Annotated in this window: 13 protein-coding genes and 1 riboswitch; of the genes, 8 read left to right on the top strand and 5 right to left on the bottom strand. The window is 50.6% G+C overall.

The window, feature by feature from the left end:
* Positions 1-90 precede the first annotated feature (90 nt).
* The 5 genes from AC55FS_RS03335 to AC55FS_RS03315 all read left to right on the top strand — a co-directional run bounded on the left by AC55FS_RS03335 (position 91) and on the right by AC55FS_RS03315 (position 10,657).
* Positions 91-798 carry a glutathione S-transferase family protein gene (locus tag AC55FS_RS03335; RefSeq protein WP_496934650.1) on the top strand — a complete coding sequence of 236 codons (708 nt, stop codon included), beginning with the start codon at positions 91-93 and terminating at the stop codon, positions 796-798.
* A 99-nt stretch (positions 799-897) separates the two neighbouring features.
* On the top strand, positions 898-5,976 hold the full coding sequence (locus tag AC55FS_RS03330; protein ID WP_496934649.1) for an alpha-2-macroglobulin family protein: 5,079 nt from the start codon (positions 898-900) through the stop codon (positions 5,974-5,976).
* Positions 5,976-8,264 carry a penicillin-binding protein 1C gene (pbpC, locus tag AC55FS_RS03325; RefSeq protein ID WP_496934648.1) on the top strand — a complete coding sequence of 763 codons (2,289 nt, stop codon included), beginning with the start codon at positions 5,976-5,978 and terminating at the stop codon, positions 8,262-8,264. Before AC55FS_RS03330 ends, pbpC begins: the two co-directional genes overlap by 1 nt.
* 108 nt (positions 8,265-8,372) lie before the next feature.
* A complete protein-coding gene (locus AC55FS_RS03320; RefSeq protein ID WP_496934647.1) occupies positions 8,373-8,963 on the top strand; it encodes a hypothetical protein in 591 nt (196 codons plus the stop codon).
* An 8-nt stretch (positions 8,964-8,971) separates the two neighbouring features.
* Positions 8,972-10,657, top strand: a complete 1,686-nt coding sequence (locus AC55FS_RS03315; RefSeq protein WP_496934646.1) for a M12 family metallo-peptidase — start codon at positions 8,972-8,974, stop codon at positions 10,655-10,657.
* A gap of 78 nt (positions 10,658-10,735) precedes the next feature.
* Here AC55FS_RS03315 and AC55FS_RS03310 read toward each other — a convergent pair whose 3' ends face one another.
* The gene (locus AC55FS_RS03310) at positions 10,736-12,517 is read right to left on the bottom strand and encodes a hypothetical protein (RefSeq protein ID WP_496934645.1); all 1,782 of its coding nucleotides are present in this window, start codon (positions 12,515-12,517) and stop codon (positions 10,736-10,738) included.
* Positions 12,518-12,763: 246 nt separating this feature from the next.
* Here AC55FS_RS03310 and AC55FS_RS03305 point away from each other — a divergent pair, with 246 nt between their 5' ends.
* Positions 12,764-13,087 (top strand): hypothetical protein, encoded by a 324-nt coding sequence (locus tag AC55FS_RS03305; protein ID WP_496934644.1) that lies wholly within the window; start codon positions 12,764-12,766, stop codon positions 13,085-13,087.
* A gap of 74 nt (positions 13,088-13,161) precedes the next feature.
* Entirely contained in the window at positions 13,162-14,544 is a 1,383-nt protein-coding gene (locus AC55FS_RS03300; protein ID WP_496934643.1) for a M17 family metallopeptidase, read from the top strand.
* Between the two features lie 135 nt (positions 14,545-14,679).
* Here the strand turns inward: AC55FS_RS03300 and AC55FS_RS03295 are convergent, their stop codons facing one another.
* The 4 genes from AC55FS_RS03295 to AC55FS_RS03280 form a co-directional block, all read right to left on the bottom strand.
* Positions 14,680-15,147, bottom strand: a complete 468-nt coding sequence (locus AC55FS_RS03295; RefSeq protein ID WP_496934642.1) for a GNAT family N-acetyltransferase — start codon at positions 15,145-15,147, stop codon at positions 14,680-14,682.
* Between the two features lie 110 nt (positions 15,148-15,257).
* The gene (ribB, locus tag AC55FS_RS03290; RefSeq protein WP_496934641.1) at positions 15,258-15,914 is read right to left on the bottom strand and encodes a 3,4-dihydroxy-2-butanone-4-phosphate synthase; all 657 of its coding nucleotides are present in this window, start codon (positions 15,912-15,914) and stop codon (positions 15,258-15,260) included.
* 77 nt (positions 15,915-15,991) lie between these two features.
* Positions 15,992-16,134: riboswitch (FMN riboswitch) on the bottom strand.
* A 256-nt stretch (positions 16,135-16,390) separates the two neighbouring features.
* Positions 16,391-17,215, bottom strand: coding sequence for a hypothetical protein (locus AC55FS_RS03285; protein WP_496934640.1), 825 nt, complete (start codon positions 17,213-17,215; stop codon positions 16,391-16,393).
* A 227-nt stretch (positions 17,216-17,442) separates the two neighbouring features.
* Positions 17,443-18,336, bottom strand: coding sequence for a hypothetical protein (locus AC55FS_RS03280; protein ID WP_496934639.1), 894 nt, complete (start codon positions 18,334-18,336; stop codon positions 17,443-17,445).
* Between the two features lie 168 nt (positions 18,337-18,504).
* On the opposite strand from AC55FS_RS03280, the gene AC55FS_RS03275 reads away from it, so the two are divergent.
* Positions 18,505-19,341 (top strand): hypothetical protein, encoded by an 837-nt coding sequence (locus tag AC55FS_RS03275; RefSeq protein WP_496934638.1) that lies wholly within the window; start codon positions 18,505-18,507, stop codon positions 19,339-19,341.
* Positions 19,342-19,385: the final 44 nt, after the last annotated feature.

The following is a 19,385-nucleotide window of genomic DNA, read 5'->3' as shown; positions in this document are numbered from 1 at the left end:
TACGGGTTTTTACCGATACACTGCTGAGTTTGGCAATTTTGGTGGGGCACAGGATTCGCGCCCCTGGCACTGAGCTTTAGAGACATTGTTATGGCCGACATCTGTTTGTATCAGTACCCAATTTCCCCTTACTGCGACAAAGTACGGCGAGTACTGCACGCTAAGCACCTGGACTATAAAAGGGTCAATATCAGTCTGTGGCAAACCCTGACCGGCACGGTCAGAAGCCTAAGTCGTACCGGCAAATTACCCATAGTGGCCATTAATAATCGGGTGATTGCTGACTCAACCAATATCATTGAAGAGCTTGAGCACTGCTATCCCAACGTCAACCTGATACCCGATGACCCAGCCGATCAGGCAATGGTGCATTTTTTTGAAGACTGGGCCGACGAAAGCTTGTACTTCATTGAAATTCATTTGCGCTTTGGCCTGCGCAGCAATGCCGGTTATTGGGCGGCGCAAGCCTGTGCCGACGAGCACCCCTGGCTAGCACCGTTATTACGCATAGTGGCTCCCGGCATCATTGCCAAAACGGCGCAGATACAAGGGACAGGACGAAAAAGCTGGCCCATGGTAGAGCAAGACTTACGCCGCCATTGCCAGGCCCTGGCCGCCTGGCTCAGTGGCAAACGCTGGCTGGTTGCCTATCAACTGACCCTGGCTGACATCGCCGTCGCCAGTCAGATCAGCGCCATTATTGGCACTCCTGAAGGCAGGGCCATCATTGAGCAGTATCCGGAAATCATCGCCTGGCTGGCGCGAGTTGACGAAGTCACCTTGCCAACACCGGCATAAATAACGGTCCAGACACGGCACTGGCTGGCCACAGCGGCAGCCTTTGACCATAATTCGCAGCCTCTCCCCCTGCAAAATTATGCTGCGAAGGACTGTGTTATGACTCGCTCACTGCCACTGCTGTGGTGCTGGCTATTTGCCGCCACCGTGCAGGCCGCCAGTTTTGATTGCCAACAAGCTGGCAATGCCATTGAACAACGAATCTGCGCCAATACGCGTTTATCACTGCTGGATGAACGCTTGGCACAACGCTACCAACAACTGCTGTCGAGCACAGAAAAAGCTGACGCTGTGCGCCAACAACAGCGGCAATGGCTAACAGAACGCGATCAATGCCAAACCGACGACTGCTTGCTGCAGCAGTATCAACAGCGCCAGCAAGCACTCGATCACCAGTACCAACGCGAGCGCTATCGTAACCAGGAAATGAGCGTCGGCTCAGTGAAAGAAGAAACCTGGAATAACGGCGCCGCTCTGGTGATTCGCACCACAGTGCCAGTCGATGCCGATAACAACTGGCGCCGTTTTTTAACGGTGTTGCAACAAGACCAACGCCAGCCCGCCGATCACTGGGTGCTAAGCGACGATGGCCTGAAGATCATTTACCCCTTTGTCGAGCCAGCTACTCGCTATCAAGTCGACATTAAGCCGGGCCTGGCCGGCATAAATAACAAGCGCGTCATTCGCCCTGGCAAACACACCATCACCACCCGCCAGACACAACCTGGCGCATCTTTCAGCGGTGGAGGCCATGTACTGTCGAGTGCAGTGCGTATGGCGTTACCGGTATCGACGCTGAACGTCGATGCCGTCGACATCCATATTCACCGTCTTAACGACGAACAACTGGCACGCTGGAGTTATTGGAGCAATCAAAGCACCGGCCGCAGTTATCGACTCAATGACTTCGCCAAACATAACCCCGAAGTATTTGCCGGTCGCTTTGATATCGACCACCAGCGCAATCAACGCACCACCCGCAATATCGACCTCAGCGATATCGATGCATTGCAACAACCCGGTGCCTACTTGGCCGTCATGCAGATTGCCGGACAGTACGACGACGATTACCAAATCAACTTTTTTACCGTCAGCGATATTGGCGTACAAGTACGAAAAAACGAACAGCAACTGCGCGTCAATACCCACTCGATTGAGTCGGGAGAGGTGCTGAGCGACGTCACGCTATCGCTTTACAGCAATAACGAATTGATCGCCGAGCAGCGCGTTGATGAGCAAGGTGAAGCGGTGTTTGCCGCCTATCACAACAAAGGCCACACCCTAGTCGCACGCAGTGGCGAGCACATGACGGTACTTCGTTACGACCGTCAGTCGCTGGATTTATCAGCCTACGACAATGCCGTCAGCCGTCATAGTGAGTTGCAAGCTTTCGTCTGGTCACCACGCGATTTATATCGCCGCGGCGAGCAGCTGCAGTTTAATGCGTTATTGCGTGACGCTGACGGTCAGGCGGTGGATGCTTTACCACTGCAAGCACAACTGATAGACCCCACCGGCAGCCGTGTTACCAAAGCCACGTTACAGCGTGAGGATGGCGGCCACTATGTGCTGAGTCATCAGCTCGGTGACAACGCCAAAACCGGGCCCTGGACCCTTACCCTGGCGACCAGTGCTAAGCCAGACCATATTCTCGCCAGCTACGACATCAAGGTGGAAGACTTTCAACCAGAACGCTTAGCACTGACACTATTCGACGGTGACCACAGCGCACGGCGCATGGCCGATGACGGCGATCAATTGTCGATACCCGTGAGCAGCAGCTATTTGTACGGCGCACCGGCGTCGGGCAATCGTGTTGATGGTTTTGTCCTCGCCGAACTTGATCGCAAACCGTTGGCCAATTGGAGCAGCTTTGTCTTTGGCCTTGAAGGTGAAAACATCCCCAATCGCCGCTTGCCATTGCAGCCGGGCACCTTAGATGCCAATGGTAAAACCCAGCTGATGGCTTCGCTGCAGCACTGGCAGCAACTACGATCGCCACTGGCGCTAATTGCCAACGTCAGTGTTTACGAAAGCGGCGGTCGCCCGATCACCCGTAAGGCCACGGTAACCCACTGGGGCAGTGATGAACTGGTTGGCCTGGAGCCGCAATTTAACCAGCGTCCGGACAACCATAGCCAAGCGCGTTTTAAAGCCATTTTGGCCGATCGTAGCGGAGAGTTGCACAGCGCGGACGATTACCAACTGCGGTTAATTCGCGAAGATCGTAACTACTACTGGCGCTATTCAGATGCCGAGGGCTGGCGCTGGCAGTATGAACCGCTGGAGTTCGTTGAATACAGTCAGAACCTAAGCTTTAACGATGAGGCACCCATCGACTTCGCCCTGCCCGTTGAATACGGTGATTACCGCGTCGAGATCTACAACGACGACAATCAACTGGTGAATCGTTATCGCTTTCGCACCCGTTGGAGTGGCTGGCGCAGTTCGGGCGACAGTCTTAAGCCCGATCAGGTGCAGCTGGCCTTTGAACAGCAAAGCTATCAACCAGGCGACAGCGCTACCTTGTTAATGACACCCGCCACTGACGGCTTGGCCCACATTACCGTCGAAAGCAATGACGGCGTTTTGTGGCGCGCGCAACGGCAGGTGAAGGCCAGCGGCGAACGCATTGAGATTCCTACCCAGAAGAGCTGGAAGCGCCACGATATTTATGTCACCGCCACCGTATTTACGCCTGGCGATATGAAGCATTCGGTAGCACCGAAGCGCGCCTTTGGTTTTGCCCATCTGCCATTACGACGCGGCGATGCCGGACTTGAGCTGAGTGTGCAGGTGAAAGACAAGATCGCACCGCGCCAAAAAACTCAGGTCACCATTAACTTGGCCAATGCCGATCAACATGACGATGTGTGGGTGCGTGTGGCCGCCGTCGATGTGGGTGTGCTCAACATTACCCGCTTTGCCACACCAGATCCGCTGGCCTACCTGTTTGGTCCCCGCCGCTATGACTATCAGCTGTTCGATGTCTACGATCGCATTATAGAAAATGCCGGCTTTGACTACGCCGCCCAGCGCTTTGGTGGCGGACTGGTGCAATCCGAAGCCGAGCTGGTACGCGGCGGCGAAGAGCCAAAAAATGAAGTGAAGATTATCGCCTGGCAAACTCAGCCAGTGCGCCTGCGCGGCGGCCAGACTGAGATCGAGCTGGACATTCCCGACTTTAATGGCCGCTTGCGGTTGATGGCGGTGGCTTGGAACGAACACAGTGTCGGCAGCGCCGAAGCACACACCACCGTGGCCGATCCGCTGGTGATGCAGCTCTCCAGACCACGCTTTTTGGCGTTGGGGGATAGCTCACAACTCAGTTTGGATGTCGCCAATCTATCAGGCCAAGAGCAGACCATTGCTATCGAGTTCAGTGTCGCTGGCATGTTAAAGCCACAAAACTGGAGCCAGCAGTTGACGCTGGCAGATGAGCAGCGCGACGTGCTGACCTTCCCGATTGCAGCACAAGCCTTGGGCCGTGCTGATATCAGCGCGCGCTTGACCGCCAGCAGTGACGGACAAACCCTAGAACTGCAACAACAGTGGACACTGCATAGCCGCGCCGCCTATCCGGCACTGACTGAACGCCGTCAGGCGGTATTGGAGCAAGGTCAGAGCTGGCAAAATGATCTCAACAGTGATGGCATGATCGCCAGCACAGTGCAGGCTCAGTTGACCCTCGACAGTCGTCCACCGATCGACACCCGTGGCCACTTTGATGCACTGTTACGTTATCCCTACGGTTGCACCGAGCAATCGACCAGCAGTGGTTATCCTTGGGCGCTGGTCACACCGGCAGCGGCTCAGCGCTATGAGCTCACCGCCAAACTGGAACAGCGCTTTAACGAACCCTACAGCGATGGCCTACGCCGCCAGCAACTGGAACGTGCGATTAAGCGCCTGCAACCACGTCAGACCAGCAGTGGTGGCTTTAGCCTGTGGGCCAATGGCGAAGAGCGCCAATGGCTCAGTGCGTATGTCGCCGACTTCCTCACCGACGCCCGCGATGCTGGCGCCACCTTGCCAGGCGGCATGTTGGAAGATTTGCAAAAGCGTTTGCAACAGTATCTGCGCAGCGAGATGCCGTTGTATTCCTATCAAGGTGATAAACACTATGGTTTTGCTACCCGTGCCTACGCCGGCTTAGTGTTAGCACGCTCCAACAAGGCATCACTGGCCAACCTGCGCCGTTTGCAACAGGAAATGGAGGCACAGCCAACAGAGGTTAAATCCTCTCTGCCTTGGGCTCATTTGGGCCGTGCTCTGCAACTCAGTGGTGATAACCAAGCGGCCATCAGCTTGTTTGAGCGTGCCAACAACAGCAGCTACCAGGCGGGTTATTACGGCGATTACGGCAGTGCACTGCGCGACCAAGCGTTGACCTTTGCCCTGCTAGCAGCCGCCGGCAGAGATACCGCGGCGCCGTTATTGGCCTTGTTTGATGAAGTGCAAAAACGCCGCTGGCTCAGCACGCAAGAGCGCAATGCGCTGTTCCGTGCCTCACTGGCGTTAGATGAAAACAGCGGCCAGCAACTGCGCAGCCTGATCCAGCTCAGTGACATGCAGCAAAACATCGATCAGGACCGAGCCTTCCAAAGCTTGTTAGACGCACAGCAGCTCGATCGCCTGCAAAGCGTTAGCAGCCAAGATCAGCGCCTGTATCTCAATCTGGAAATGATTGCGCACCCAGCCACCGCACCTGAACCTGCTAATCGTGGCATCCGTATTCAGCGTCGTTATTACAACCTCGATGGCCAGCCAGTCACGCCATCAACACTGACTTCGGGCGAGTTGTTATTAATCGAGCTCGAGGTGGATGCCGACGAATACGTGCGCGACGGACTGGTGGTGGATTTGCTGCCTGCGGGGCTGGAGCTGGAAAACCAGAATCTCGGCAATGCCAGCATTGACCTCAGCAAACTCATAATTGCTGATCAACCCGTTGAAGGCTGGCGCCAGCGTGCCGGTGTCGAGCATCTGGAGTTCCGTGATGATCGTTTTGTGGTCGCACTGCCGATCAATGATTATGACAGCCAACGTTTGTATTATCTGGCCCGAGCCGTCACACCCGGTAGCTATGCGGTGCCAACGCCGTTTGCCGAAGATATGTACCGCCCTTACAAGCATGGCATTGGTGAAACCCTACCAACTCTGGTGATCACGCCCTGATGCGCTGGCGGACGCGCGCTGCGCTGGTGCTGGCATTATTCGCCAGCCCAGTGCTGCTGTTAGCTGTTATCGATTGGTTGGCGCCCGTCGATCTGCAGCCGCGTCCTGGCGCCACTTTAGTGGTCGACCATCATGGTGAACCCTTGCGCCGCTTCGCTGACCAAGGCGGCGTATGGCGCTATCCAACTGATATCGAACAGGTGTCAGAGCATTACCTGCAGGCGCTGCTCACCTATGAGGATCGCTGGTTTTACCAGCACCCTGGTGTAAACCCGCTGGCCCTAGTACGAGCGACCGGGCAATTAGTTCGCCACGGCCACATCATTTCTGGCGGCTCCACCCTAACCATGCAAGTCGCACGTTTGCGCTATCCACAGCAAGGCAGACTGTGGGGCAAGCTGTTGCAAATGGTGCGCGCCCTGCAGATCGATTGGCATTTCAGTAAGCGACAGATTCTGACTTATTACCTCAATCACGCGCCCTTTGGCGGCCCCATTGAAGGGGTAGAGACCGCTAGCCGCCATTATTTTGGTCACAGCGCGCGCTGGCTCACCAAGGCGCAAGCGGCACTCTTGGCGGGCTTACCGCAAGCACCGAGCAGGTATCACCCGCGCCGCCACCCTGAACGGGCTTTGCAACAGCGCAATAAGGTACTTAAGCGCTTAGCCAAGTTTGAATTGCTCAGCGACAGTGAGTTGCAGCAGGCGCTGCAAGAACCCATAAGCCTGGTGCCCGTGGAGACACCCCAACAGGCACCCTTGTTGGCGCGTCGGCTACGCCAGAGTTATCCACAGCAGGGGCGAATTCAAACCTTTATAGACCCGCAACTGCAGCACGCGTTGCAGGCATTAGCCGCCGATGCCAGACAACGATTACCCGCCGGTGCCTCCGTCGCCATGCTGGTGGTGGAACATGGCAGCGGTGCCGTCAAAGCCTATGTTGGCTCGGCCGAATTCAGTGACCACCGCCGCTTTGGCCACGTCGATATGGTCACCGCACTGCGCTCACCCGGCTCGACGTTAAAGCCCTTTATTTATGCCTTGGCCATGGACAAAGGCCTGATCCACAGTGACAGCCTGTTAATGGATGTGCCCTTGCCGTTTGGCGACTACCGCCCAGAAAATTTTTTACATGGCTTTAGCGGCCCGGTAAGTGTGCGCGAAGCTTTGCAGCGCTCATTGAATATTCCCGCCGTACAGGTGTTAGAGCAGCTAGGTCCAGCGACCTTTTATGCCGACTTACACACTGCGGGCACCCATCTGCACTTGCCTGCAGGGGCTGGCCCCAGCTTGGCCTTAGCGCTGGGCGGCGTTGCCACATCATTGGAAGAATTGGTGCAGTTATACAGTGCACTGGGCAATGGCGGGCTGCTATTGCCGCTGCGCTTTAGCGACGCCGAACCCCATTTAGGCCAGCCAAGACCCCTGCTGTCACCGGCCAGTGCCTGGATTACTCGACAACTACTGCGTGATCGCCAGCAACCTGGACTGGCGGTGAAAACCGGCACCAGCTCGGGACTGCAAGATACCTGGGCCATCGCTTCTAGCGTTAGTCACACTCTGGGGGTGTGGGTCGGTCAGCCCGATAATGCCAACATGGCAGGCCACCATGGCAGCGCCACGGCACTGCCGTTATTGCGTGCCGCGGCACGTGTATTGCCGCACAGCCCGCAGCATTGGCATGACAAACCCAGTAACGTAAGCCGACAGACAATCTGCTGGCCTAGCGGTCAACAGCGCCCAGCAGAGCTGTGTGATCAACGCCTAGACGCTTGGCTTATAGATCAGCAGCAACCACGCAGCTGGCACCACACCCGTGACATCAACAGCCAAGACAGCCGCAGCGAGCGCATCCTGTTACTGGCTAACGATACCGGCTTACGTCTCGGGCTAGGCTGCGAGCTGCCAGCCACCACAGCAACGGTGCCAATATGGCCAGCACCGTTACAGCCTTGGCTGCCACCCGATTGGCAAACACAAACACGTATCCCGCCCATCGATGGCCGTTGCCAGCGCCAGCAAGCCTTGCTACAGGCCGAGCCAGTACGCATCACCGGCCTGGCCGATGGCAGTCTTATTCGCCGCCACGCCAGTACCCAACAACAGCCTAGTGTGCACTTGCGCGCTGTCGGCGGCCAACCAGATTGGTATTGGTTTTTAAATGGACGGTTACTCGCTCAGCGAGGTGCTGAGCTGGTATTAACGGTACCCAATGCCGGCAAGTATCAAATCAGCGTTAGTGATCAGGCCGGTAGCAGTGATCAGATAAGTTTTGTGGTGGAAGGATAAAACACGATCTCGGTCACGATTTGTCAAAATCATGAAAAAGCATCAACAGAAATATTGATAACCCAAAGCACATATTGATAAAATATTCAGTGAATGGAGGCACTGAAATTGAAGAAGTATTTAGCTCTAGCATTAGTAGCACTGGCGTTTACTACTATTGTTCTGACAAATCGCCAGCACGTTACCATCCCAAAACAAACAATCGATAGTAATTCTAAAACCAGTATCGAACATAAGTTCGCATCCGAGGAAAAAACCAACAGTCAGTTAATCATTGGCACCAGCTCAATGAATAACAAATCAGAGATAGTGACAAGATCCGCCACGAAAGATGAAACCTTAATGGACGGATCAGATGATTTCCATTTCATCTCATTAAATAATGTTATTTTCTCAAACCTGTCAATAAATGATGAATTTGATATCCCAATATCAGATTTCCCAGCAAATACAACAGCAACTGTAATGGACGTAGCGCTAGAAAGTAACCGAAAAGTTTACACCGGTACGTTAGAAAACCCACAATCAACAGAGATTGGGGAGTTTTTCCTTTCAATAGAGAATGGCATCATCTTAGCTTCATTTTTTATTGATGGCACAGAATACTCATTAAACACTTATCAGTCGTACACAGACATGAGTGATGGGTATATTTACGAACCTGGAAAAAGGTTCAACCAACCGGATGAAGTACATTAAGGATATATATGAAAAAAATCATAGCAACGGGCTTAGCAATTAGCTCAAGTCTCTCATATGGATTTTGCGAGTCATGCAAGGAAACTATTGATCTAACCGTAGCATATGATGATTCTGCTATCTGTTATATGCAGGAAAAGTCTCCAAACCTGAAGAGATTGGTTGACAACCAATCTAACTCCAACGACGCCAAGCCCGCACTGGAATCACGTCTGAAATCAGAAATAGATGCATACATTCGGAGCGCCAACCTATACTACTCAAATAGCGGAGCCAACGTCTCATTCTCACGAAAAAGTTTTCTTTACCTCAATGACGTTGGGATATCTGATGGAATATCATACAACAAGTCAAACAACTGGGAACGCTGGTGCAGTGAGTTAGCGAAAAATAAATATAAAAACTCCAATAATGAGCGAATTAATGTATCGCCATTACTCAGCAACCTTCCATCAATGAAAGTTGTTCAAAACTATCGCAACCAGAACTATGGTGACTTAGTACCCGTTTTTGTAGGTTATGATACAAAGACTAACGATACGAGCAATATTTGCGGCGTCGCTAATCTGCCAGAGGCTACAAATGGTCAGGGTAAGGCCTTCAGCATTAACGAAGTCAAATGTGATAGATACACTCTTGCACACGAAATTGGTCACAACCTAGGGCTCGGACACTCACAGAAGCAAGGCGAAGAAGGCTCTCTCTTTTCATATGGAAGAGGATATGGAAGGCAATATGAGTTTGCGACGATTATGGCCTACCCTAGCGCCTTTAGCGTCAGTAAGCGATCACCTTACTTCTCTAATCCACAGCTTGGGAAATGTGGTCAAGGAACAAGCAAATATATCTGTGGCGTAGAGAACCACTCCGATTCAGTCAGAGCTATCAATGACATTGCTCATATCGTAGCTCGCTACCGTCAGAAGCAACCTTCTGGCGCTGCCATGCCGGAAGGCGTATATCATATTAAGGAATTTGGCACCTACTATGAGATTATGCCAAGATCTGAAAACTCCATAATCAGTGGAGTCGGAGTAGGCCTTACAGGCTGGGCATCAAAGTATATGGGCAACCATAATGAGTATGCATTTAAAGCACGTCTGACTAATAAGTTCTCAGACACCGATTTATGCTTATCAACAAATGGAAGTTCAGTCATTCCCGAAGCCTGCAACTCAAGCTCAGTCAAACAGGTATGGAAAATCCATGCCAATGGCGATGGCTCATATCGAGTGGTATCCAAATACAATGGTAAAGCAATTACGAGCCAGGGAGCCTCAAAAGGCTACTCTCTGACTAGCATCACCGGAGCTAGCAATCAGAAGCTAACCTTCACTCCAGCACGGAGTGTCTTTAAAGAGTCAAATGGACTTGTGCCTGATAATCGCTTGTATGCTAATGACCGTATTTTCTCGCCGGACGGTAATACTCAACTAGTTATGCAAGGGGATGGTAATCTCGTATTATATAGCCATGGAAAAGCACGCTGGAGCTCACAAACCAATGGAAACCCAGGAGCGTTTGCCGTGCTACAACAAGGTGATGGCAATCTAGTTGTTTACCACCAAGGGCGCCCTCTGTGGTCCAGCCAGACTGCGAGTAATTCGAACAGAAATGCCTCAGGACGCGTACAAGATGATGGTAACTTCGTATTGTACAAGCTGTCAGGAGAGGTACTATGGTCAGCATGGTAAGCTGATTTAGCCAACCTAACAACGCCATTTAAATATGGCGTTGTTAGGTAACACAACTAGTCTTGTAGTCGTTTATAATCAAAAACGTGACTGATAAAAAATCTCCAGACCCTTATCACCTACCAGCGCCAATGTTTTACCACTTTTAGAAATGGCTAACTGCCGACCTGAGCCAATGTCTGGAATCAATGTCATGGCAGGATCACCCGCCAGCATATCAATGCCAGAGTAGGTCAATTCATTCATAGCTAGCTGATACACCCGGGTGTTTTTATCAAACACAGGGTCTTCTGTAGCCAAATACAGATATTGTCCATCAGCGCTAACGTCAGCACTGTAGTCGTTGCCGACATCAAACCTGTTAAGCTCAAAGCTGGACAGTTCATCCAGGTTCAAATCCAGCAGTTCAAACTGACCTTGTTGCGACAACACAATATGCTTGCCCGACTGCGCCAACTTGACATTTTCAATATCAATGTCTGCAAGGGACTGGTAGCTAGCTGTTACTTCTTGGGTATTGATGTTATACAGACTTATCTGACTTTTGCTAATCGCCAGTATCTTATTGTCACCTTCAATCGCTACAAACCTAGCGGCATTTAACTTATTCAGATCAGATAACACCACAGCATGGTTACGTTTAAGGTCAATCAAAACCGCACCCAACTGCTTATCGGTTAGCAGTAACGATTGATCAGCAAGCAGGGTCAGAGATTTGGGCTGTTTAACCTTTAGTTCGCCAAAATTCAGTGGTATTTCAGTGGGCGCCATAAAACCAACGGGGACAGAATACAAAGTCCCATTAGATAACATATAAGCCGTTGTTCGGCCCTCACTTGTCACCCTAGACGCGACATCACTGACATTATTAAATAAGTCAGTTCTTTCACCCGTCGGATAGATGGCACGAATATTTTGCGCCGCAAAGGGTGAAGCCAAAAAGAAGGTTCCGTCCATCAGCAGATGCAACTCACCGCGGTCGTTATTCCAACCAAAGCGCTTAACCTGATTGTCGTTATCCTCCTTCCAGCTCATGGTTGCCGGAAAACCTATGAGCTCATCACTATATATATTCAGGTTTTGGCTACTTAAGATCCCGTTTTCTTCCGTTAGGACTAGATTCCACCGGCCCGGACCCAGATCAACATTTTTTAACACTAACTGATAGGGAGAAATAATCTGCAACTGTGACGGGTTTAAGGCCACTTCAGTATCGCCCTGCAAAAATACCAGCTGAGATGCCTCTACCTTATCAAGAGAACATCCAGTCAAAAAAATATTACTGGCCGTAGACTGATATAACTCATTAGGTGATAGGGAATACAGCTGAGAATGACTGGTTATTGAGAAATTGACCGGAATATTTTCCTGATACTCCTTACCCTGGCTATAAACTTTCAAATCAAGAGCAAGCCGATAATCACCACAGTACTCCGCCATCGGTACATAGTTCAACGATACCGCTGTGCTATTAGTTTCAGATGTTCTGCTTTCAGAAGTAGTCGTTCGAAACAAGGGCACGATGCTATATCCACTATCACTGGAAAAGGCAATCTCATACCAACCGTTATAATCATGAATGACAAATGGCAGGCTCAATGAACCAGCGTCTGAAAAGTCAAACTCTCCTGATAATCGAGACTGGCCGAGTTCATACCCTTGACGATTCTGATCGTCACTATCACCGCCCTGCGAATTGTCAGTGCCTGTGCTTATACCGCCATTATCATCAGTGCCTTTATCTTCATTGCCAACATCCGGAACCGTCGGAGGTTGTGGCGCTTCTGATGTTGAACCACCGCCACCGCAGGCAGTAATGGCTATAAGTAATGGCAATACCGTGAAAAATGTAGCCTTCATATTCCCTCTATTTACTGGTCGTTATCCCTGATTGGCACTGGTTTCATCCTTGCTATACGGCAACTCACGAATTATCCGAATACAAGGGAGCCAGAAGTATCAGCCTGCGAAGTATATCTTCAGAGCTAAAGACACAGGAAGTTGGCAGCTCGCCTGGTTTACCTGCCACTTGCCTACAAGAGGGTGTGCCTGAGCATGGCTTCCGATACACTGTGAGCTGTTGTTCAACGAGTGCATCGGAGTCCCATGAAATACATCGTTTTATCCAGCATGCTATTGCTGCTTGGTGGCTGTAGTGGCCTAACCTACATCAACACAGACGACTACAGTGCCCAGCTCAACCAGCAGTGCCTCAGCCGGCAGCAGCAAGATAACGAAGATATCCGTGAACAATGCCTAGATGAAGCGCAACAGGATACGGAAATCGCCGAGCGCATCTATAAGTTACGACAAGACAAGGATAAGCAGCGTTGTCGTGAAAAGCATAGCGACGAGCAAGCTGTCGATCAGTGCTTCCAACAAGCACAAAAAGCTTTTTACGATCTGTACTTCTCCACCGGCCGCGAGTAGTCGCAGTCGGATAAGCACGTTGGCAGTGAATATCGTATGATAATGCGGTTTTCACCATCAGTAGGTATACCAGCGTGCTTAGTTTCGAATATCGCCACATTGATGTGGTTTGCGTTGATCAGTTCAACCCTGAGTCTTGTGTCTTAGAATGGCGCACCGATAGCCAGCAGCCCGCCCTGCAAGGCAACAAACGCGAGCGCTGCAGTCACCTCAACAATGGCCACAGTTGGACCTTTGTTAAACGCAAAGACGCCAACAATACCTTTGAACGCCTGACTCAGGCACGTAAAGCCATTAAAGATAGCTGGCACCACAGCGATAAAGTCCTGACCTTGATCGCCGACGATAACACTGGCTTAGATGCTCTGCTGAGTGCAGCTTTGGCAGATATATATCAGCTACCCACACATAAACGCGAGGCTGATCCCGAGGTTCAAATTACCCGCATTGAATTGCTGGGTCAGCTTGATAAAACACTGATTTTACAGCGCCAAGCTGAAGCCGAGGGCAACGCTCTAACACGCTTTTTAGCAACCCGCCCGGTCAGTGACGTTAATCCCACCAGCTATCGAGAGTGGCTGTTAGAGTGGGCACCGAAACAAGGCATCGAAGTGCTCGTGCACGATTACGCCAGCTTAGAAAACATGGGGGCGGGCGCTTTTTGTGCGGTAGCCCGTGGTGCCGACGATGGTGAAGCCAGCATTGTTGAGCTGCGTTACCAGGGTCAAGCCGATAGCAAAGAACACACTGCGTTAGTGGGCAAAGGCGTGTGTATGGATACTGGCGGCTACAACCTGAAAACCGGTGGCCATATGTTTGGCATGCATGGTGACATGGCCGGTAGCGCTGTTGTTGTCGGCACTCTGCTCAGCGCTGCACGCCAGCAGCAAGCCATCAACTTGCGTGGCTGGCTGGCGCTGGTCAATAACCATATTGGCCCTAAGGCTTACCACGCCAATGAAATTGTTACCGCCCTCAATGGCACCAGCATTGAAATTGTCGATACCGACGCCGAAGGTCGTATGGTATTGGCCGATACCTTAACTCTGGCGAGTCGTGAAAAACCGCAACAGGTTATTGATTACGCCACTCTAACCGGCACTTGCGTGTCAGCCCTAGGCACACGCACCTCAGGTGCTTTTACCAATCAAGATATCTGGACTCAGGCCCTTATAGATACCGGCCGAGCATCAGGTGAGCGCGTTTGGCCCATGCCCTTAGATAGTGACTACGACGACGACATCGACAGCGATATCGCCGATGTGCAGCAATGTAATCCAGGTCGTGCACCGGATCATATTAATGCCGCACGTTTTTTAAGTCGTTTTATTGAACACGATACGCCCTGGTTGCATATTGATTTATCGGCAGCCAATCACAAAGGTGGCTTAGCACATGTTGGCACCGAGCAAACAGGATTTGGCGTGCGTTTTACCCAGGCTTGGCTAAAACGCTAATGCACTAAATCGTTAAATGTGACGGCTGGCTCGGCATTGAGCCAGCTCTGATATTTTATCAACCCTCATTGCACTGCTTGCATCAACACGTTAACAAATGGCTTACAAGACTTTCTGTGATTTTTTCTGGAATGCCTATATGAGCTCTTTCTTACCCTGCTTGAAACCCAGTTTTTCAAACAAAGCCAAGGAACGAACGTTACCCTCATCAATATCAGTATACAAAATATTAATGCCTACCGACTTAGCATAGGCGAATAACAAGCCAAGAGCCTCTGTCATAAAGCCTTGTCGCCAGTAGGATGAATTAAGTAGACAGCCTACCTCACAAGTTTGGCCGTCATCACTAAAGCTATGTAAACCACATGTTCCGATTACTTTGCTGGTCCTTCGCTCGACAATCGCCCATTCCAACGATTCACCCGATTGCTCCAACCTTGCCACACTGTCTAACATTTGAATGATCATTGACCTAGATGAAAAAACAGGGTCCGAGGCGTACTCCATCGTGTGAACATCAGCATAAATCTCGAATAGATCATCGCTATCTGTGTTCTCAATAGTCCTGAGGACAATACGGGAAGCATATAAAGTTGGCTTCATTTTACCTTTCCAAATGTATTGAATGCTGGCCAAGCTCAATAAAGACAAAATAAACGAGTAGTGCCGGGACCTTGCCCCGGCTCCCACCGTCGATAATTAACAATAACGACTTAAGCCAGCTTTTGCTCCATGCTATGACGATATTGCACCAGATCTTCAATGGTTAACACTGGCATATTATGCGCACGGCCAAAGTCGACCACCTGCGCTGTTTTCGCCATACTGCCATCCGGGTTGGTCAGCTCACATAAAACACCAGCAGGCTGCAAGCCAGCTATTTGCATCAAATCGATGGTGCCTTCGGTATGGCCGCGACGAGTTAACACACCGCCCGTTCGCGCTCGTAGTGGAAATACATGGCCGGGACGGGCAAGATCATCCGCTTTTGCATTCTCTGCTGCCGCTGTTTTAATCGTCACCACTCTGTCTTTCGCCGACACTCCGGTGGTTACACCCGTTTTGGCCTCAATCGACACGGTAAAAGCCGTTTGATTGGCACTGTTGTTATTCGCCACCATGGGAGGCAATTGCAAACGATCCGCCTGCTCATTGGTTAAACACAAACATACAATGCCACTGCACTCGCGAATCATCAGAGCCATTTGTTCGCTCGTCAGATGTTCAACCGAATAAATAATATCACCTTCATTTTCTCGGTTTTCATCGTCCAGCAACAAGACCCCTTGGCCTGATTGCAAAGCGGCTATGGCACGCTCAACACGTTGTATTGGCTGGCCAAACTCGGCCAATAAAGAAGACTGATTCATGGTATAACTCCAAATAAAGACCAGAATCAGGGCAAATTGCGAGCAATGGAAATTTCACCGGCCTGTGGCCAGTGTCATTCTATTCTCTCTCATCCGGACTATCACCGTCGGCTCTGGCCTTTCACCAGATCTGCTGACCTCGACTAACGAGCGCTCGCGGGCTCACCCAAAACATGGGCATACCGCCGGTGGGGACTTTCACCCCGCCCTGAGAATAATGCTCAGAAAGTGAGCGCAGGCATAATAAAACACTTCTCTACCCATGGGCTAGTCGCTTATCTTCGAACAGAGTATTCAAATTTTTATCAGCCAGCAGCGAATCCTTGGCGCTGGCCCAGGCGCTCAACGCTGCCTGGTAAGTCGTCGCGCAGGTCACTCACGATGTGAATAAGAGATACAATAAATCTTAAACGTAGCCTTAGCCTAATACGGTATGCGTGTTGGCCCTAGGGTTATTTTTGGTACCACAGGAATCTTCAGCGATGCCAATAAACAGCGGGAATAGACTGGTAGAAGTCCTGGTAATCTTGATTGTCGATACTGATTTGATGACGTTCATTTATTTGAGCTTTTTTCAGAGAGTCAACCACCAAAGGGTGACTATAAAGGAATTTCTCATAGCTACCATCCTGATAGCCTTTATCAAAGCCCAATTGAATCGCGTTTTCCAACTCAGTATTGCTTGGATGGACAAAGAATAATACGGCAGACGAATAACTTAACACTAGTGTTTCCTGCACAGCCAGATTAGTTAACGCCTGTCGATCACTTAGCTCGCCATAAATTTCTAGTACCCCTCGAGAGAAATATCCTGGATTTCCAGCATCGATAGATAAAAAAATCTCATCGTAAATTCGTTCGTATACGGGCAGCTCATTGTCTGCAAATAGCTCAACTTCGGGCCAGCCAAAGCCCAGTAATGCACTATGATTACGCAGCTGGCCTAGCGAGCGAATATCTTGATATAAAGCGCGTGACTTCTGGTTAATGATCAGTAGACGCTTACCGATAAGTCCACGGGTAATGGGAACAGAAATTGGCTTAAGATGCTCATGCAACTCTCGGGTGTAACCAGCATATAAAACATCGATTTCTTGATTGCGCACCATTACGACTTTGCGCTTTTGGGTAGACACTGGGTGGTCGGTGTACACCAAGTTGTATTCGACACCCGACTTATCCAGTAGCCACACCAGAGCATCCATATAGATATTGCTCTGGCGGCTATCGCTAACCCTGACCTGAAGAGCAACCAGATGGCTAGAGATCATCATTAGTACCAAGATCAATGGTGCCTTCATCTAACTGTGTCCTCCTCCGCTATTGTCAGAATAGATAAACTCTGCACACAAGGGCGGCGAGGCTCCTGTCAAAACTCCCCGACGGCTATAGCCACATCGCATACAGCCAGTGATTGCTGCCCCATAATCACATTAAGAGTACACTCGTCGTGTTAGACAGGTTCAATAACAAGGCCCAGAGTACCCTGAGCCAACCGCTTATATCGGCATTCGCTATTGCAGCTAAGTTAGTGCTCTGACACTCCTAACGTATCTATCACCTGCTGCTCAAACTCCTTGCCCGTCACCCTAGATAGCTCAGCAGAACTTACTTTTAGCAATCCTTGGCTTTGCAACACCTCAAGAGCATTCGCATCAACCACCCACACAATGGCTGTTTGGTCTCCTGTTGGTAGGGTCACAAATCTCTGCTGACTGTCTCTATCCCTCGCAATCTGGTTCAGCAATGCAAGTACCGCGTCGAGGTCGTACCAGTCGCCGTAATTTTTGGCTTGGCGATGATAGGTTTCCCCTGCAACCGTCGCCATCAGTTGATACGGCACGCTGTTATCTGCATCCAGACCTGGTGCCACCTCAGTGAATTCGACATCCGACAAGTCGCTATTGGCTGCAATATTGCTTAACAGGTAGTCGTGGTTATTGGGGTAAACTCCGGTTTCCACGTCAAACCAATACACGTTTCCCATGTAACGCAGGTAGTCGCTGGCGGTGATAGCTCGCTCCAAGTCTGCATACTCCCCTGGAGGATTAGGTAGCAAGTCCATTTGCCTGAGTTTTGCTTCCAGGCTGCCTTGTTCAGGGAACTGCGTTAAGGTCGCAATAAGGGGCTTCAGTTCCGACCATGGCGAAGATGCGATATCCCAGTCACTCATTTCAATAGCTTCTTTCACGGCACTCGCTCTATCTTGCAGCGCCTTCTCATACAAGCAACTTTCAACCTCATAATGCTGGCTGCCTTTTGCCAAGCTACGCCGCCAACCGGCACAATGACCCGCTGTGGGTGGCTCGTTGGATAATTGAGTGTTTGCTGTGTTGGCATTTTTCGGCTGTTGCCCATCTGAATCTGTACAACCTGTCATCACAGCCAGCAATAGGCAAAGGGCCTGGTTAGCGACTTTCATTGAGATACCTCCTGTAAAAAGAGCCCATACCATAACGCATATGGTGCAGGGATGACTGTCGTATCATCAGTCCATTGCTGACACTGTGCACCACTATGAATACAGATGCTCTAACCTGACTAGTAGTCACCCGCTGCACCATCTGCGTTCTGTCAAACGGGAGTCGAGATGCCGCTAAAAATTTGCCTTATCTGCATACTACTACTCTCGAGCCAGGTAAATGCCGAACTGCAGGTTAGAGTCAGCGACAGCCGCCAGAGCAATATCTATATGGACGCGCTAGTGTGGCTGCTCAACAAGTCGGGGAAAGAGGTGCAAATCGTGCACACCGATCACCCCCCTTCTACCCAAAAACGCAAAGTGGCCATGGTGTTAAACAAAGAAATCGACATCATGTATGCAGGGACCTCCGCTGAGCTGGAATCGACCCTTAAACCGCTGCGTTATCCTATCTCTAGAGGCCTGATTGGTTATCGCGTATTAATTATCAATAAAGGTCAGTTAGCCCACTACAACCAGATCTCCAGCTTTGATCAGTTGGCGAAACAGCCGGCTTTGCTCGGCTTTGGCTGGACCGAAGTTAATATGTTCCGTGATAATGGCATGCTGGTGTATGAAAAATCTTACGACGATATCTTTGCCATCATCAATTCCGGCCATCCGGGCTACTTTTCACGGGGAATATTGGAAGTGTATGGCGAACTGCAAGATCGGCCTGAACTTCAAAAGTTGGTAGTACACCCAGGGCTGCTCACCAGCTACCCCTCTGCCATGTACTTCTTTGTACACCCAGACAACGATCAGCTGGCGCAGTTGATATCCGACGCCTTTATAAACAGCTATCAGGACGGTAGCTATTTAGAGTTTTTTTATTCACACCCCTTGGTTAAGAGTGCACTTGAGCGCGCCAACCTGAAACAACGCAAAAAAATCATCATCAATAATCCGTGGTTTCCACGAGAATCGCGCCAGGTCGCTGATCAATACTGGCACGACAAGTTATAACGCCTTCGATCACGCTGTTAAGAACCGAACAGTGCTAACAGGAT

Source organism: Bacterioplanes sp. CLAM21 (genome assembly GCF_059641015.1).
This window is presented reverse-complemented; position numbering and strand designations above follow the sequence as displayed.

Excerpts from the sequence above, each read along its gene's own strand:
- AC55FS_RS03335 (WP_496934650.1), top strand. The coding sequence starts at position 91 with ATGGCCGACATCTGTTTGTATCAGTACCCAATTTCCCCTTACTGCGAC.
- AC55FS_RS03330 (WP_496934649.1), top strand. The coding sequence starts at position 898 with ATGACTCGCTCACTGCCACTGCTGTGGTGCTGGCTATTTGCCGCCACC.
- pbpC (WP_496934648.1), top strand. The coding sequence starts at position 5,976 with ATGCGCTGGCGGACGCGCGCTGCGCTGGTGCTGGCATTATTCGCCAGC.
- AC55FS_RS03315 (WP_496934646.1), top strand. The coding sequence starts at position 8,972 with ATGAAAAAAATCATAGCAACGGGCTTAGCAATTAGCTCAAGTCTCTCA.
- AC55FS_RS03310 (WP_496934645.1), bottom strand. The coding sequence starts at position 12,517 with ATGAAGGCTACATTTTTCACGGTATTGCCATTACTTATAGCCATTACT.
- AC55FS_RS03305 (WP_496934644.1), top strand. The coding sequence starts at position 12,764 with ATGAAATACATCGTTTTATCCAGCATGCTATTGCTGCTTGGTGGCTGT.
- AC55FS_RS03295 (WP_496934642.1), bottom strand. The coding sequence starts at position 15,147 with ATGAAGCCAACTTTATATGCTTCCCGTATTGTCCTCAGGACTATTGAG.
- ribB (WP_496934641.1), bottom strand. The coding sequence starts at position 15,914 with ATGAATCAGTCTTCTTTATTGGCCGAGTTTGGCCAGCCAATACAACGT.
- AC55FS_RS03285 (WP_496934640.1), bottom strand. The coding sequence starts at position 17,215 with ATGAAGGCACCATTGATCTTGGTACTAATGATGATCTCTAGCCATCTG.
- AC55FS_RS03280 (WP_496934639.1), bottom strand. The coding sequence starts at position 18,336 with ATGAAAGTCGCTAACCAGGCCCTTTGCCTATTGCTGGCTGTGATGACA.
- AC55FS_RS03275 (WP_496934638.1), top strand. The coding sequence starts at position 18,505 with ATGCCGCTAAAAATTTGCCTTATCTGCATACTACTACTCTCGAGCCAG.